This window comes from Bacillus xiapuensis (assembly GCF_002797355.1).
Taxonomy (GTDB): Bacteria; Bacillota; Bacilli; order Bacillales; family Domibacillaceae; genus Bacillus_CE; species Bacillus_CE xiapuensis.
Map to the genome: position 1 here is coordinate 1,371,887 of NZ_KZ454939.1, position 15,705 is coordinate 1,387,591.

Genomic DNA, 15,705 nt, shown 5'->3' on the forward strand with positions numbered 1-15,705 from the left:
AAGGTGGTATATAACATAGGAGTGAGCCTGTTGGATAGGCATGGAGAAGCTTACAGCATTATAGAATTATGTGCGAAAGCTGCGGGATGGGGTGGATTCATTTTCAGAAAGTCATTGAGCATCTTGCAGAAGAGCAGCTGCAAAAATATGTGATGCAAGCTCAATAAAGTACGGAAGGAAAGCAGAAGAAATGGAATTCCTCAAGCCAATGGAAGATTCGCTGTAAAGTACCCCCTCTAAACAGCAGGGCGCTTTCTTTTATTCCTCGCTGATGATAAGAAGAACCTAAGCTACTATCGCAACGCTTTTGCATCGTGCAGGCCCGAAAAATCGGGCATTGCGATACCGTTATCCCTAACGAGGAGTCTTACGGCACCGCAATGCAGGATTCACCATTATTCAGCAATTGTTCCTTCGTGGTCCTTGTGGGAGCGGCAATATTCAAGGATCATGTCTAATTCCTCTTCTTCCAGCTCGAAATCGAGAATGTCATCTGATGACCGCTTGTGAATGTGGTAATGCTTAATCATGTCGCGACCGTCTGTTATAATATAAAGGACACGAATATAAATTCCCGCTTCCGTATATAATTCATCTTCTTCCTCGACCTCAGCATACAGGCGAAATTCGTATCGTTCTCCAGGCAATAAGCCAAATGGATCTTCCAGCCGTTCCACGGTATGATGTGTAATATTCATCGTTACAGCCCTTCCTTCTTACCTAATATCATGTTTCTTGGTAAATTATCCGTTTTATTTTATCACATGAAAGACAATACAGCATCTTTTCCATGCAAGTGCAGAGTGCACAGTTAATTTTCCTCTATATGGTATGTTTTTCCTCAAGAAAGTGCAAAATAGCTAATAATTATTTCAGTTGCCAACATCGGTCATTTAAGAAAGAACAGGAATCAAATATAATAGGAAACGTCTATCGTTTAGTTTCAACAAAGGAGGTTAACATGAGAAAGCTGATTCAATGGATGTTAACTCTGATGGTTTGTACTATATTAGCTATTGCAGCTTGGATTTATTACCCTAAATTTAAGATCAATCAAATGAAGGAGCAGGCTGTCACGGTGGCTTCTTCTAATCAGCAAACCTATCTCGACTATTTTCGGTCGTTAGAGAAGGAGAACCTCCATCACCTGGCTCTTGGAGATTCGATTATCACAGGGATTGGTGCGGAGAATGAGGAGAACTTTATTGACCATTTTTCAAAAAAATTAGAAGATCAGACATCTAAGAATGTCCTAACACATAACGAAGGCGTGCCGGGCATCACAAGCACTCAGCTGAATGCTTTAGTGCAAAAGGGAACTTTCGACCGGCAAATGAAAGAAGCGGATTTGATCACCATCAATGTCGGCGGCAATGACATTTTGCAGACGATGGAGGGAATGAACTACCGCAAAGTATTTCAATCATTTGATTCAATGCAGTCAACATTCATTCAAAACTTAACCGATATCGCCAGAAAAATCCGGGAATCAAATCAAGAGGCGACCATTATCTTTTTAGAAATGTATAATCCGCTAAAGCAAAGCCACGAGCTTTATTCCGTAGCGGATCAGCTGCTTCCGAAATGGAATGTCAAGATTTACGAATTAGCGAACTCGTTGGAATACACATTAGTCATGGAAACGACAAAAGTCATTAACAGCAGCCAGCTCCAGTATTTATCACCGGATGGTGTTCATCCTAATTCGCTTGGTTACAAAGCGCTTTCTCAACAAATGATTGAGCAGTTAAAAAATAAACCCTTTTTAAAAGCAGCTTAAATTTCATGGAGCGCAGTTGCCCAGCTGCGGACATACAACCAGAGGAGAGATGTTAATTTTCTGAAAATAGCAGCACAGAAATGGAAACATCTGTTATAATACAAGGGGATTATGCCAGTAGGTATGGCTTCCCATCAAATGAAAGGGAAGCGGTCGCGCGCAAAACAAATGCAGCAGCCGGTTTAACCGCTGCCGCCTGCTATTAGCGTGTGCGGATTGAAATTCTACTAAGTTTTATGAAGGGATGCAAACTGCCTGAAGGCCTTCGCCTTCAGGCAGTTTGCTGTTTGTGTCCAATGCTTATCCATTGCGGCTGCTATTCAATCCAATGGGTTCAACGTGAACCGCAATGAAGCTGGCGCAAAGAGTAAATAGCTGAAATCGACGAAACTCGCCGATGGATCCGACACGGGACCGTCACGCAAACTTTTCCACCGCACGTAGCCGCTGACTTTCGTACAGGAGCTTTATAACCGGCATGGTTAATCAACGGTTTTAAGTTCTTCATCCTTGGCATTAAACACGGAAACATAGTACTTTAAGTTCTAGAGGGCCTCTTTTGGCCGTAAAGGCTTGGTACTGCTTGATTTGCCAAAAAGGCGGCTCTTTTTGGCGTCTGTTCATGATAAAAGTATGGTAAAATAAGAGGGAATTGGCAGAGAGTACTTTTAACCATCTTATTAATCTGTTTTTATCAAAAACATGGTAGTTCAGCTACCTCCAATCTCTTGATAGTTTAAAGTACCTACACCAAAATTCACAGATTATTTTATATTGAGAGAAGGATCATTACAACCTTTTGGGAAAACGGTGATAATAATGAATAGCAACTTTGCATTTTTTCAAGGGAAGTGGGATGTACTTGCTAACTTGGGAGAGACTGCTGAGAGAAATGTATACCATGATCCCCATACAACAGTGATGAAATTACGATTGTTCGCAGAGACGCTGACGAAGTTTATTCTGGCTTCTGAGAATATTAAAGAAGCATATGGCACAACACAGGTAGACCGTATTAATACATTGCGTCGAGAAGGCTTGCTGGAGCCGGAATTAATTGAAATATTTGAAACCCTTCGCCGCAAGGGAAATCAGGCGATGCACGAGGCAGGGTACGGAAAAACAAAAGAAGCAAAAGCATTATTGCAATTGACTTTCCGCTTGTCTGTTTGGTTTATGGAAGTCTACGGTGATTGGGACTTTAACGCTCCAGAATACATAGAGCCTCAGGAACAGGCTAAAGCAGATACAGAAATGCTTCAGCAGGAATATGAAGAAAAAGTTAAGAAGCTCGAAGAAGAGTTAGAAGCCATTCGCCAACGAGCAGAAACAGAACAAATAGATATAAAAACCGAACGTAAAAAAATATCTAAAAACTTTATGCGCCGCCAGCAATTAACGGAAGATGAAACACGTGCAATCATTGATGGAAAATTGCGCGCTGCGGGATGGGAAGCAGACACAACTGTCTTCAATCATCAAAAGAACGGGACGTTGCCGGAGAAGAATCGCAATATGGCAATTGCTGAGTGGAAGGTCGATGGCGGCAGAGTTGACTATGCATTATTTATTGGGCTAAAGCTCGTTGGTTTTATTGAAGCGAAGGCGGAAAAGAAAACGATTCCTAGCGCATTAGAAAGCCAAACAAAAGTGTATGCAAAAAACGCAGTGCAGATTGAGGACGAAATCATAACACCGACAACGGGCGAATATAAAGTGCCGTTTCTGTACGCAACGAATGGCAGACCGTACATAAGACAACTTCAAGAAGAATCGGGCATCTGGTTTTGGGATTCCCGTAAGCCGCTGGAGCATGCCCGTCCATTAGAAGGGTGGCACTCACCTGATGACCTGCAGCTTCTTCTTAGTCAAGATGATCAGGATGCAAACAAACGATTAGAGGAAGAGGATATTGCTAAGTTTGGCTTGCGTCACTATCAGCAGAAGGCTGTACTCGCGGCAGAGGAAGCATTAAAAGAAGGGCAAAGAAGAATGCTTATTGCGATGGCAACGGGAACAGGGAAGACTCGTACAGCGATCGCCCTCATGTACCGCTTAATTAAGTCGAAAAAATGCCGCCGTATCCTTTTTCTTGTTGACCGCAATTCGTTAGGGAAGCAGACAGAGGATGCACTGAAGGATACAAAAATTGAAGGCTACTCATTTGCTGAAATATACGATGTAAAGACTTTAGAAGACATGTCTCCAGAAATAGAAACGAAGGTGCATATTGCAACGGTACAAGGAATGGTTCGGAGACTTTTCTATAATGATCACGAAAAGCTCCCAAGTGTCGGGCAGTATGATTTTATCATTGTAGATGAAGCGCACCGCGGCTATACAAGTGATCGAGAAATGTCAGAGGAAGAATTAGAGTTTCGGGATCAAAATGACTATATTAGTCAATACCGCCGTGTCCTTGACTATTTTGATGCGGCCTGTTTAGGACTTACCGCGACGCCCGCTCTTCATACAACAAAAATTTTTGGCATGCCTATCTTTAAGTATTCTTATAGTGAAGCAGTGCTGGATGGATATTTAGTCGACCATGAGCCGCCTTATTTATTTAAGACGGAGCTTTCACAAGCCGGCATTACGTTTGAAAAAGATGAAGAAGTCGAAGTGTATAATCTTGATAAAGGCCAGGTTCAACTAGAGAAAATGGAAGACACGCTGCACTTTGAAGTTGAGCAATTTAATAAACGGGTGATTACGGAGTCTTTTAATCGAGCGGTTTTAAATAAGCTGGCGGAATATATTGATCCTGCGGGAAAAGAGAAGACCCTTATCTTTGCAGCTACTGACCAGCATGCAGATTTAGTTGTTCGGTTATTAAAGGAAGCATTTAAAGAACGTGGCGATGAAGTGGAAGACGACGCCATTATGAAAATTACCGGTTCTATCTACAAGCCGTTAGATGCCATTAAACGGTTTAAGAACGAGCGGCTGCCAAATATCGTGGTAACGGTTGATTTACTCACCACAGGGATCGATGTTCCACCTATTACAAATCTGGTCTTTTTACGAAGAATACAATCCCGAATTCTCTATGACCAAATGCTTGGACGTGCGACCCGCCTTTGCCCAGAGATTGGCAAGACGCACTTTAATATTTACGATGCTGTAGGCATTTATGACAAACTTCAAAGCTATACAGAAATGAAGCCTGTTGTAAAAAAACAAAACTATAGTATCGGTGAACTATATGAATCACTCGCCAATGCCGCTACTGAAGAGGAAGCTTCATTTTATCGTGACCAATTAGCCGCAAAAATTCAGCGCCGTAAACAAAAGTTGAATGAAGAAGGAAGACAGAAATTCGAAGAACTCTCAAATGGAAAAAACATTGATGAGTGGGCAAAAGAAATTCAGTCGTATACACCGCAAGAAGCCAAACAGCACAATATGTTATTTGAATACGTGGAAACGTATCGAGTAAAAGGAGAGAAACGATATATCTCCAATAAAGAGGATGAAGTGACAGAGATCACCCGAGGGTATGGCAAATGGAACAAGCGTCCCGAAGATTATTTAGATGGATTCGTTCGCTTTGTCCAAGAAAATATTAATCAAATCCCTGCCCTTCAGCTTGTTTGTACACGACCTAAGGATTTAACGCGGCAGGATTTACGAGAGCTGATTGCCATTCTTGAAACAAAAGGCTTTAAGCAATCCCATTTGCAAACGGCTTGGAAACAGACAAGAAACGAAGCCATTGCAGCGGATATTATTAGCTTTATTCGCCAAGCTGCCTTAGGTGAGGCCCTTATCGATCATGAAGCACGTATTAAGCAGGCCATGCAGAAGGTCTATGCATTACATGACTGGACGCCAAGGCAGAAGAAATGGTTAGAGAGAATTGAAAAACAATTGCTCCAAGTGCCTGTTCTCGCACCAACTGCAGAAGAGGCATTCTCAGAAGAACCATTCAAAACTTCTGGTGGCTACAAATTGCTGAAGCGGGAGTTCGGTGACTTTATTGATATAGTTGTGACCACTATCAACGAAAATCTTTATATTAGTTAATATTATGCCTCTTTATAGGGGCATTTTTTCAGGTTATAATAGATAAGTTATTTTTCATTTTAGTTGATTAATAAGATTTGATAAAGAATCCTTAATTTAAAAACTTTTCTAGAATTATCAGGAGGCTGAAACATGAACAACCAAGAAATCGTTCAAAAGCTATGGAATTTATGTAATGTCCTGCGTGATGACGGGATTACCTACCAACAATATGTGACAGAACTAACCTATCTGCTGTTTTTAAAAATGATGAAAGAACAGGAAACAGAAGGTGTGATCCCAGAAGGCTACCGCTGGGATGATTTATTGGCTAAAGAAGGGGTAGAATTAAAAACATTTTATCAGCGATTATTACTTGATTTAGGAAGCAGTGAAAATGAACAGTTACGTCTTATTTATAGTGACGCTTCTACAAGTATTGCCGAGCCGAAAAACTTAGAGAAAATTATTAAATCAATTGATGCCCTGGATTGGTACAATGCGAAGGAAGAAGGGCTTGGGAATCTTTATGAGGGTCTCTTAGAAAAGAATGCCAGCGAAAAGAAATCAGGAGCGGGGCAATATTTCACCCCACGGGTATTAATTGATGTGATGGTGCAGCTTGTCGATCCGAAAGTTGGAGAACGATGTAATGACCCTGCCGCTGGAACATTCGGCTTCATGATTGCGGCAGATCAGTACTTAAAAAATAAAACCGATGATTATTATGACCTCGATCCGCAAGAAGCGGAATTTCAAAAGAAAGAAGCCTTCACAGGAATGGAACTTGTTAAAGACACTCATCGTCTTGCATTGATGAACGCTTTGCTTCACAACATGGAAGGACGGTTGGAACAAGGGGATTCTTTATCGGGGAATGGGAAATGGCTAAAGAACTTTGATGTGATTTTAACCAACCCGCCGTTTGGTACAAAAAGAGGTGGAGAACGGGTATCCCGTGACGATTTAACGTTTGAAACGTCGAATAAACAGTTGAATTTCTTGCAGTTAATTTATAATGCTTTAAAAGATGATGGAAATGCAAGAGCAGCGGTTGTCTTGCCTGATAATGTGTTGTTCGAAAGTGGAATTGGTTCGCAAATTCGCCGTGATTTAATGAATAAATGTAACTTACACACGATTTTGCGATTACCAACAGGGATTTTCTATGCACAAGGTGTAAAAACGAATGTATTATTCTTCACAAGAGGAACAACAGACCAAGATAACACGAAAGATGTTTGGGTATATGACCTCCGCACCAATATGACTTCATTTGGAAAACGCAATCCGCTGACAATGGCTCATTTCGAAGGCTTTATGAAAGCATATGTCGCAGAAGACCGCTCAAAAGTAGAAGATGAACGCTGGAATAAATTCACACGAGAAGAAATTGCCAAGAAAGGCGATAGCTTAGACATCGGATTGATTGCAGATGAATCATTATCCTCCTATGAAAACCTGCCAGACCCGATTGAATCAGCCGAAGAAGCGATTGCGAAACTTCAGCAGGCAATGAATTTATTAAATGAAGTCGTTGAGGAGCTTCGTGCGGTTGAAGCGGATGGGGTGGTCAAAAAGTGAGTAAGAAAAAGAAGACCGTGGAGGAATTGTTGGAAGAAGCGTTAGTGCCTGAGGAAGAGCAGCCGTATGGAGTTCCAAAGAATTGGATGTGGGTTAATTCAGGATACATACTGAACTTCATAGGTGGGGGTACACCTTCTAAGCGTAATGTTGATTATTGGAACGGGGAGATTCCGTGGGCAACGGTTAAAGATATCAAGGATAGGTATCTATCATCTACAATAGATTATATTACGGTAAAAGGTTTAGAAAACAGTTCAGCAACTATGGCATCTCCAAATGAACTCTTATTAATTACAAGAATGTCTCCTGGTAAGAGTACAATAACAAGGATATCGACAAGCATTAATCAAGATTTGAAAATAGTCAGACCCAAAATTAGGATATTACCATATTTTTTATGGTTATTTTTTACGGTAAACACCCCGTTAATTGAATCCATATCAACAGGTTCTACTGTTAAAGGTATACAGATAGAGAAACTAAAAAAAATTCCTTTTCCTGTACCTCCTTTGAATGAACAAAAACGAATTGCCGAAAAAGTGGAGCGGCTTTTAAGTAAAATTGAAGAAGCAAAGCGGTTGATTGAAGAGGCGAAGGAAACGTTTGAACTTCGTCGGGCGGCTATTTTGGATAAGGCGTTTCGTGGGGAGTTGACTAGGAAGTGGAGAGAAGAAAACCCCGTTATAGAGAATGCAGAAGTTTTGTACGATAAAATAACTAGTCTAATAAAGCCTAAAAAACTCGAGATTTTTGAAGGGAAAAGTGAAGATATTCCATGTAAATGGAAATGGGTTAGACTAGGGGAAGTTGTACAAGTCAATCCCCCAAAGAAAAAGTTAAGTGACGTATCTGAAGATCAAAAATGTACGTTTATTCCAATGCCTGCAGTGAGTGATAAAACTGGTAGAATTGAACAACCAGAAGAAAGAGAATACGGAAAAGTTAAGAAAGGCTACACGTTTTTTTTAGAAAATGATGTATTGTTTGCCAAAATCACTCCTTGCATGGAAAATGGAAAATCAGCTATAGCTAGACAATTAAAGAATGGATTTGGTTATGGCTCAACAGAATTTCATGTTTTGCGCACTTCTGAGTATGTGAATGAACAGTACATTCATTATTTGGTTCGTTCACAAAGATTTAGGGCAGAAGCTAAGAGAGAAATGACGGGAGCGGTTGGTCAGCAACGAGTGCCAAAAGAATTTTTATTAAACTACCCATTCCCTCTGCCTCCTAGAGAGGAGCAAGATGCTATTGTAAATATTTTAGATGATATCTTTGCTAAAGACGATTATTCCAAATTCAATCTTCAAATTGAATCTAAGTTGGAGCTATTAAAACAATCCATTCTCTCTAAAGCCTTCCGAGGCGAACTTGGAACAAACGACTCAAGTGAAGAAAGTGCCATTGAATTATTAAAAGAAGTGCTACAAGAACAGGTGAAATAAAGTGGCGAAAGTGCATCCAAATTAGTTGGATGTCTCTTTCTGATTGATCAAAAATGGCGGGGAGAAGGAAAATTGCTTAACGAAATATAATAGATTCATAAAACAAGGTATGCGCCAAAGTCGGTCGGAAATAATTGGGATGATTGGAAGGGAAGATCCAAAACTCTTGCTTCACACCCTAGGCCGAACTTTTTGACCTCAAGCTGACAAGCATGTATTAAAAGCCGATAGAGCCATTTCCTGAAGAAGTAAGGCTTTAAGCATCGCATTGGAGAATCGGAAAGAGGCTAACAGAATGAGAAAATCTACAAGTTTTAAGAAGGGGGGAAATAAAATGAGATAAATAAAACCGAGGAAGAGCAGGGAGTCAGGTCTACTCTTCCATAGTGGGTTAATACTCCTCTTCACTAAAGTAATCAGATAATTGGCTGTTTAACTGTTCCAATTGAATGATTTGGGAGTGAGGGAATCCATCCGTATTTGTTTTTTGAGAACACATCCAGCATGAACAATGCACTTTCCCTTTTGCAAAATATCCAGTGAAGCGAGATTGCCAACCTAATTGTTTGGCAATCTTTACTTTGCGCTGAAGGATTCTTTTTCGGTGGTGCCGATAATACACACGACTGCGGTTCTTATTATGTGGCTTCAATTGCTATCACACTCCTTGGGGTAAAGCTCAGCCTGTAAATAGCCCCCCAAAGATAATTAGGCTATTACAGGCTGAGCCTGATGGCAAGAAATGTGGTGAGAGGGTTCAAGTGAATCACCTCTTGCAGATTTGTTTCTTTAATTATACAGAGAATGAATTATTTGAATATCTTATTTATCAGATCTCGGTCATAGTCTAAAATCCAATCATTTAGATCTTCATAAAGTGAACGTAAATCTTCTTTGTTTGAGGCGATGACGTCACAGCCTCGGTCATCATATAGGTGATAAATCATTTTCTTTGTAACATTTACAAAATAAATGTCCACAGCAGGACGGGAGAACCCTTTTAGAATTTGGGATGGATGCGGAAAGTCCTCATAACTAATAGCAGTTAAAAGCTGTGTAAAACGAATGTCGTTCTTTTTACAAGGCAAAATAAATCGGTGTGTCACCATATCCTCATAATCTTCACCATTTTCATCCTCTAAAAAAACATTTGGCAAAATCTTATGTTGCAGTTTTTGTCTTAACGCTTTGTCTTTAACATATTTTTGATAGACCTTCGTTGGTCTCCTTTGCATGAATTTATCATGTCTTTCACAATGGACATCGGTGATTAGCAGCATCTCCTCCCCCTCATGAAAAACTTTATTGAATATGCCACTGGTTCTTTCTTTGATTTGTTGAAGATTATTTTTATCTTCATGTTTGACCTGAGGCATAGAAATTTCAAAGCGGATACCATATTTCCATAAATAGAACAGTGGCGGTCTTAGATTTAGATTATCAAAGTGCTGTTTCATGAGCTGGGTTAAAAGATTATTCATTTTTTCCTCCCAATCAACTATAGCTAATATGTTTGTATTTTATGTAAATAAAAAATTCTACGTAGAATGAAGTCAACACAACCAATCCTAGAAAAGAGGTCTTCCCTATGAATCGGTTGACAACAATAATGAATGATATAAATAGATAATTTATTAGGAAAGAGGGGCAATCAAACGTGTAGATGCTTTTGATTGCCCCTTTTTAATTATCCAAAATAGAAGGGGAATGTTAACAAGTTAAAGAGCAGAGTTCCTTTATACAAATTGCTCACAGAACCCTTCCAAACTCTCATTTCGCTATCAACGCGAAAAGCTCCCATGCTTCTCCCGAATCCGCTCCACGACCACATCCAACTCCTCAGGCTTATGGAACTCAATCGGGGAGAAGCCTTTTTCAAAGATCACCGAGTCCGCTTCCATCAGAACGACATAGCGGTCGCCGATTTTAGCCAAGTGAACGGATTCTCCGAAGTCTGACAGCATCGCCTTCACACTCATGTGGTCCAGCTTCATCTTCAGCTCTAATTCAGGCGTATGCTCGACCATGCGGCTGGCGGCTTCCACGACTTCTTCCGTGGAAAACCGCTCCTGCAGTTCCCGTTTCGGGCTCTCCGCCCAGATTTCCATCGCTTCTTCAAGCTGTGTTCGTTCTGGGCTTTCTTCTTCCAAGTCTTCAATCACCGTTTCCCGTACGAAGTCCATGACTTGTGTTTTGACGATTTCGGGCATGGACTGTTCGTAGCCGACGTATTTTAAGAAGTCCTCAAAGTAGCGGGCGTGGGAGGCCTGATGGATTTTCAGTTCGCCTTCTTCGATCATTCCTTCTTCCGGCATGTACGGATACTGAATCGACTTCATGTTTTTGGTTGTGATGGCCAGCTCCACATGCTGGATTAATGACTTGGAGTCTGTGATGGAAGCGACTTTTGGCTCAAAGTCGCATTTCAGGATGAAGATGAAGGCATCATCAAAGTATTTTTTGACTTGCGCTTTGGCTACGATAAATACGCCGCCTCTCACTGCGCTCGTTTGTATATACAGAGAGGCGAACTGCTCGCTCGCTTTTTGAAATTCTGCGGCAGAGTCAGCGGTGCGTGCTTTAGTAAATAAGTTGTAGTTAGGATTTGACGTTAAGTCATGTCCAGGTTCTGCCGTGAAATAGCCGATTTTGGTTGGCACCTGTTCTGATTTTGGGTGACGGTCTGCTTTGCGTTTCGCTATTTTAGTAAATTCGCCGTCTAAAAAGTCTTTCAGCGGGTTTTCTTCATAGTCTTGCTGGTTGAGCGTTTGATAGTGCTGGGCCCGCTTGGTTGCTTCGTCGCCTTTGCCATCCACCTCGATGACAAAAAATGATAAATACTGAATGGTAAAATCCAATGACATCACCTGTTATTCTTTAACTATTTTCTAAAATGATCTTTCTCAGCTGTTTCAATCCTTCTGTGAATTCTTCAGGGGAAGCATATCCGTATGATAAGCGGATGGCCGGTGCGGACTCCTCTGTATAAATGCTTCCCGGGCTTAATTGTATCCCTTTTTGCAAAGCTTTTTCATACAGCTCTTTCACCTGGACTTTGGCTTTGAGCTTCAGCCAAATTAAGAAGCCTCCAGCGGGGACCTCCCATTCGGCAAGATCGGACATATACCTCTGCAGTGCGGCTAAAGCCGATGATCTTCGTTTCTTTAATTGCTCGCGGACAAAGGCTAAATGCTGGCTGTACAGTCCGCTTGTCATCCATTCCGCAGCAACCATTTGCGAAAGGGAGCTGGATCCGTAATCTGTCTGCATTTTCACCTCTGCCAGCCGCTCAATTACAGGCTCTGGACCGGCGATCCATCCGATTCGCAATCCCGGACTGAGCGTTTTGGAAAAGCTGCCTAAATAAAGAACATTGCCATGCTTATCGAGCGATTTAAGCGGCGGCGGGGGAGGGGCATCGATCCACAGCTCACGGTAGATATCATCTTCAATAATTGGCAGCTGGAGAGTTTCGCAGACATCTAACAGTGCCTGGCGCCGCTCTTTCGTCAGCAATAGGCCGGTTGGATTATGATAGCATGGAATGGTGTAAACGATCGATGGATGCGTCTTCTGATGCTTCTTGAAAATAGAGTCGGGGATTAACCCGTTTTGATCCATGGGCAAGCCGCAAAGACTCATTCCAGCAGACTGGAACACTTGCAAGGAATACAGGTAGGAAGGCTGTTCTAATAGGACGGATGATCCCCTATGCAAAAGGCCGGCTGAGATCAGCTGCAGCCCCTGAATGGCTCCTGAGACAATCAGAATCGACGAAGGAGAAAGGCTGACTCCAAGCCCCTTCATATAATCACTGATGGCTTCACGCAGCGGCAGGTAGCCTTTTGGTTCTTCATAGCCGAAAGGTTCGATCGTTCCGGCCAGTCGCATCATGACTTGCTGCATATTGTCCTTCGGGAAAATGTCCTGTGCTAACTCTCCTTTGCTCAGCTGAATGAAGTCCCCCGAGTTATGTCCATCTGCTTCAATGCCTTCGGAGTGAGAAAACGGCTGGGCTCGCGATTCCTTCCAATCTTCCGGCGGGCTTGTCGCCAGCAGCGTCCATGTATTATTGACGACAATCGTGCCTTTCCCCATAACGCCCTCAAGCAAGCCGGCTGCTTTCAGCTCTTCTAGCGAGGTGATGATGGTGCTCCGATTGACTCCAAACTGTTCGGCTAATTTTCGCTGGCTCGGAATTTTACTTCCGACAGGCCACTCGCCGCTCATCACTTTTTCTTTTATATAACGGCTAATTTTTTCATATTTTGCTTGGTTTGGTTCCATTAATAATTTCTGCTCCCTATCATACTTGCTCATTCTTTCCGTCTGATGTATGAATCATGCGAGAGACGGATACGATTATTATAAACGATAAACGTGCTCCGTTCATGTTTTCAGAGAAAAAAGCGCCGCCTGCCCATACATCCTCTTACAGGCCTAAACAAAAGTTCATTTTATCACTGGACTTCATGAAAATGAAGTGACTTTTCTAAATGGTATGGTTTATTATAGTATAGAACGCTTGTTTAAAGTTTGATGAGGGGAAGTTGATGTTGGTTGATAAAGAGATGGTTCATTTTCATAGTCAGCGCGCTGCTGATTATATTTCTCATACCTTATGCTTTACCTGTTATCCTAGCACTGCTGACAGCTATTTTGCTGGAGAACTCCGTGAAATGGTTTATGCTACGCTTTAAGTGGCCGCGATTCCGGGCGGTGCTTGTTACGTTCTTGCTTTATTTATTATTTATTGCTTTATTTGTCTGGTTCGTTGTGAATTTAGTGATTGATCAAGTGGTGACGCTCGCGCAAAAGGTTCCGTCTTTTGCCAATGATTTTTATGAAGAATCTCTTAAGCAGTGGGTCAGTGAATTTTCTCATTATTTCAAGACGCTGCCCCCTGATGTTATTCATTCATTTGAACAAACGATGGAAAAATCCATTGATTCCTTTACGAAAATGGCGCAGAACATCGTGGAGTGGCTATTTGGATTGGCCACTGCTATCCCGGGGTTCCTCATTGAATTCCTCGTGTATTTAATCGCGGTTTTCTTGTTCAGTCTTGAACTTTCACGGCTGAAAATCAAGACGGAACGCCATTTAAGAGAAGCAACGAAGGAAAAGCTTTATCTCATAACCAATCAGCTGAATCGGGCTGGTGTCGGCTTTATTAAAGCGCAGATCTTTTTAAGCATCGTGACTTTTTTAATGGCCTTGATCGGACTGGCGATCTTGCAAGTTCCCTATGCGGTGTTGCTATCCATCTTGATTGTGTGTGTAGATGTGCTGCCGATCCTCGGAACCGGTTCGGTGTTAGTGCCGTGGGCAATCGTCTGCTTTTTCCAAGATAATCAATTTCTCGGCTTTGGGTTAATTTTGCTGTTTATTATCATAACGGTCGTTCGCCGGATATTAGAACCAAAAGTATTCTCCTCCAATATGGGAATCTCTCCGCTTGCTGCCTTGATCAGCTTGTTTGTCGGCTTCAAGCTATTAGGGTTCATCGGTTTCTTTGTCGGACCGGCTATCGTCATTATTTATGATACCTTGCGGGAAGCGGGCATCATTAAAAGCAAATGGAAGGTATAATGCTTCTTCAAGAAACAATCGTATGGCATAATGAAAGAAACCGCCTGGCATAGCTGCCAGGCGGTTTCTTTCATTACACTTCCGCACGGGAAGAAAAGCTTTCATTCGGATAATAAGCGTGTTTCACTAAAAGGTTAGGGCCGAGACAGCGTCTGCTCGGACAATGGCAATTTAATTGGGCAGCAAGCGTCGATTGCTGCCAGCGGTCGTAGGCTTGCTTTAGCGTATGCGTTTGAATGTTGCCGAGGGCAGGCGCATCCGCAAAGTCGGTTACGATAATATCTCCGCTGAAAATATTCACATTGAGACGAGAGCGGCCATCCGGATCATTCCGGACCGTGACGTTCTTTTCAGCTTCTAATCTGTTTAACAGCTGCAGGTCTTCTTCCTTGCGGCTGCAGCCGTAGAATGGCAAGGTGCCAAACAGCATCCAGACCTTTTGATTTCGGAAATCCAGTAAATGATGAATGGCCTCTCGGATTTCATCTAAAGATAGCGACTCAAGAGCGCTTGCAAAGTCGCTCGGGTACATTGGATGAATTTCATGGCGGAAGCAGCCCATTTCTTCCACGACTTGCTGGTGTATTTTTTCTAAATAAGGAAGCGTTTTTTTATTTAGCATCGTTTCAGCAGATACCAACACGCCCATTTCCGACAAAGCGCGGCTATTGTCAATCATGCGCTGAAAAAGCGCTTCCCGCTGCGCCATAGTGGGCTTTCTTTCCATGTTGGCAAATCCCGTCTCCGCAAAGTCTGCAACCGTTCCCCAGTTATGTGATATATGCAACACATCAAGGTAGGGGGCAATCTCTTCATAGCGTGATAAATCGATGGTCAGATTTGAATTAATTTGAGTATAAATCTCTCTTTCATGCGCGTATTTTAGCAGCGGCAATACATAATGGCGGACGGATGATTTCGATAGCATCGGTTCTCCGCCTGTGATGCTGATGGCGCGCAAATCTGGCACTTCATCAAGGCGCTGCTTTAAAAGCTCAAACGGCAGGGCTTTTGGGTCCTTCGTCTGTAAAGTGTACCCGACCGCGCAATGCTCACAGCGCATATTGCATAATGTGGTAGTGGTAAATTCAACATTGGATAAACGAAGTTCTCCGCTTTTCTCTATATCCAAATAAGATTCCCATGGATCAAATGTTGGATGAATCGTTTGTTTCATTGTAAAACCTCTTTTCTATATACACTTCAACATTATACCTCTTTTATAAAACAATGAAAAAGGAAATTGAATAAATTTATCAATCTAGAGACCTATTTTTTAATTTTTAAGTGTAT

Annotated in this window: 12 protein-coding genes; 6 read left to right on the forward strand and 6 right to left on the reverse strand. The window is 41.9% G+C overall.

The genetic code is table 11. The features are described 5' to 3' along the window. Positions 1 to 395: 395 nt before the first annotated feature. On the reverse strand, positions 396 to 698 hold the full coding sequence (locus CEF20_RS06805; RefSeq protein ID WP_100331093.1) for a DUF6509 family protein: 303 nt from the start codon (positions 696 to 698) through the stop codon (positions 396 to 398). A 263-nt stretch (positions 699 to 961) separates the two neighbouring features. On the opposite strand from CEF20_RS06805, the gene CEF20_RS06810 reads away from it, so the two are divergent. The 5 genes from CEF20_RS06810 to CEF20_RS06825 all read left to right on the forward strand — a co-directional run bounded on the left by CEF20_RS06810 (position 962) and on the right by CEF20_RS06825 (position 8,820). Beyond that, positions 962 to 1,780 carry a GDSL-type esterase/lipase family protein gene (locus CEF20_RS06810; RefSeq protein ID WP_157796211.1) on the forward strand — a complete coding sequence of 273 codons (819 nt, stop codon included), beginning with the start codon at positions 962 to 964 and terminating at the stop codon, positions 1,778 to 1,780. An 80-nt stretch (positions 1,781 to 1,860) separates the two neighbouring features. Then, on the forward strand, positions 1,861 to 1,986 hold the full coding sequence (locus CEF20_RS17290; protein ID WP_269799215.1) for a hypothetical protein: 126 nt from the start codon (positions 1,861 to 1,863) through the stop codon (positions 1,984 to 1,986). Positions 1,987 to 2,599: 613 nt separating this feature from the next. Continuing rightward, positions 2,600 to 5,806, forward strand: coding sequence for a type I restriction-modification system endonuclease (gene hsdR, locus CEF20_RS06815; protein ID WP_100331095.1), 3,207 nt, complete (start codon positions 2,600 to 2,602; stop codon positions 5,804 to 5,806). 132 nt (positions 5,807 to 5,938) lie between these two features. After that, entirely contained in the window at positions 5,939 to 7,369 is a 1,431-nt protein-coding gene (locus tag CEF20_RS06820; protein ID WP_100331096.1) for a class I SAM-dependent DNA methyltransferase, read from the forward strand. After that, positions 7,366 to 8,820, forward strand: a complete 1,455-nt coding sequence (locus CEF20_RS06825) for a restriction endonuclease subunit S (RefSeq protein WP_100331097.1) — start codon at positions 7,366 to 7,368, stop codon at positions 8,818 to 8,820. The genes CEF20_RS06820 and CEF20_RS06825 overlap by 4 nt, the downstream gene beginning before the upstream one ends. A gap of 391 nt (positions 8,821 to 9,211) precedes the next feature. Here CEF20_RS06825 and CEF20_RS06830 read toward each other — a convergent pair whose 3' ends face one another. From CEF20_RS06830 to pdxR, 4 genes are all read right to left on the reverse strand, one after another. Continuing rightward, positions 9,212 to 9,472: a hypothetical protein gene (locus CEF20_RS06830; RefSeq protein WP_100331098.1), complete on the reverse strand. Its 261-nt coding sequence runs from the start codon at positions 9,470 to 9,472 to the stop codon at positions 9,212 to 9,214. A 157-nt stretch (positions 9,473 to 9,629) separates the two neighbouring features. Continuing rightward, complete coding sequence (locus CEF20_RS06835; RefSeq protein WP_100331099.1) at positions 9,630 to 10,301, reverse strand: DUF3885 domain-containing protein; 672 nt, start codon at positions 10,299 to 10,301, stop codon at positions 9,630 to 9,632. Positions 10,302 to 10,601: 300 nt separating this feature from the next. Next, positions 10,602 to 11,678, reverse strand: a complete 1,077-nt coding sequence (locus CEF20_RS06840; protein WP_100331100.1) for a DUF3900 domain-containing protein — start codon at positions 11,676 to 11,678, stop codon at positions 10,602 to 10,604. A gap of 19 nt (positions 11,679 to 11,697) precedes the next feature. Further along, positions 11,698 to 13,140 carry a MocR-like pyridoxine biosynthesis transcription factor PdxR gene (pdxR, locus tag CEF20_RS06845; protein ID WP_408607782.1) on the reverse strand — a complete coding sequence of 481 codons (1,443 nt, stop codon included), beginning with the start codon at positions 13,138 to 13,140 and terminating at the stop codon, positions 11,698 to 11,700. A 240-nt stretch (positions 13,141 to 13,380) separates the two neighbouring features. On the opposite strand from pdxR, the gene ytvI reads away from it, so the two are divergent. Then, positions 13,381 to 14,412 carry a sporulation integral membrane protein YtvI gene (ytvI, locus tag CEF20_RS06850; RefSeq protein ID WP_100331101.1) on the forward strand — a complete coding sequence of 344 codons (1,032 nt, stop codon included), beginning with the start codon at positions 13,381 to 13,383 and terminating at the stop codon, positions 14,410 to 14,412. Positions 14,413 to 14,485: 73 nt separating this feature from the next. Here ytvI and yfkAB read toward each other — a convergent pair whose 3' ends face one another. Beyond that, complete coding sequence (gene yfkAB, locus CEF20_RS06855; RefSeq protein WP_100331102.1) at positions 14,486 to 15,589, reverse strand: radical SAM/CxCxxxxC motif protein YfkAB; 1,104 nt, start codon at positions 15,587 to 15,589, stop codon at positions 14,486 to 14,488. Positions 15,590 to 15,705 lie beyond the last annotated feature (116 nt).

Bases quoted from the DNA above. Each gene is read 5' to 3' on its own strand.
- CEF20_RS06805 (WP_100331093.1), bottom strand. From the start codon at position 698: ATGAATATTACACATCATACCGTGGAACGGCTGGAAGATCCATTTGGC.
- CEF20_RS06810 (WP_157796211.1), top strand. From the start codon at position 962: ATGAGAAAGCTGATTCAATGGATGTTAACTCTGATGGTTTGTACTATA.
- CEF20_RS17290 (WP_269799215.1), top strand. From the start codon at position 1,861: ATGGAAACATCTGTTATAATACAAGGGGATTATGCCAGTAGGTATGGC.
- hsdR (WP_100331095.1), top strand. From the start codon at position 2,600: ATGAATAGCAACTTTGCATTTTTTCAAGGGAAGTGGGATGTACTTGCT.
- CEF20_RS06820 (WP_100331096.1), top strand. From the start codon at position 5,939: ATGAACAACCAAGAAATCGTTCAAAAGCTATGGAATTTATGTAATGTC.
- CEF20_RS06835 (WP_100331099.1), bottom strand. From the start codon at position 10,301: ATGAATAATCTTTTAACCCAGCTCATGAAACAGCACTTTGATAATCTA.
- pdxR (WP_408607782.1), bottom strand. From the start codon at position 13,140: ATGAGCAAGTATGATAGGGAGCAGAAATTATTAATGGAACCAAACCAA.
- yfkAB (WP_100331102.1), bottom strand. From the start codon at position 15,589: ATGAAACAAACGATTCATCCAACATTTGATCCATGGGAATCTTATTTG.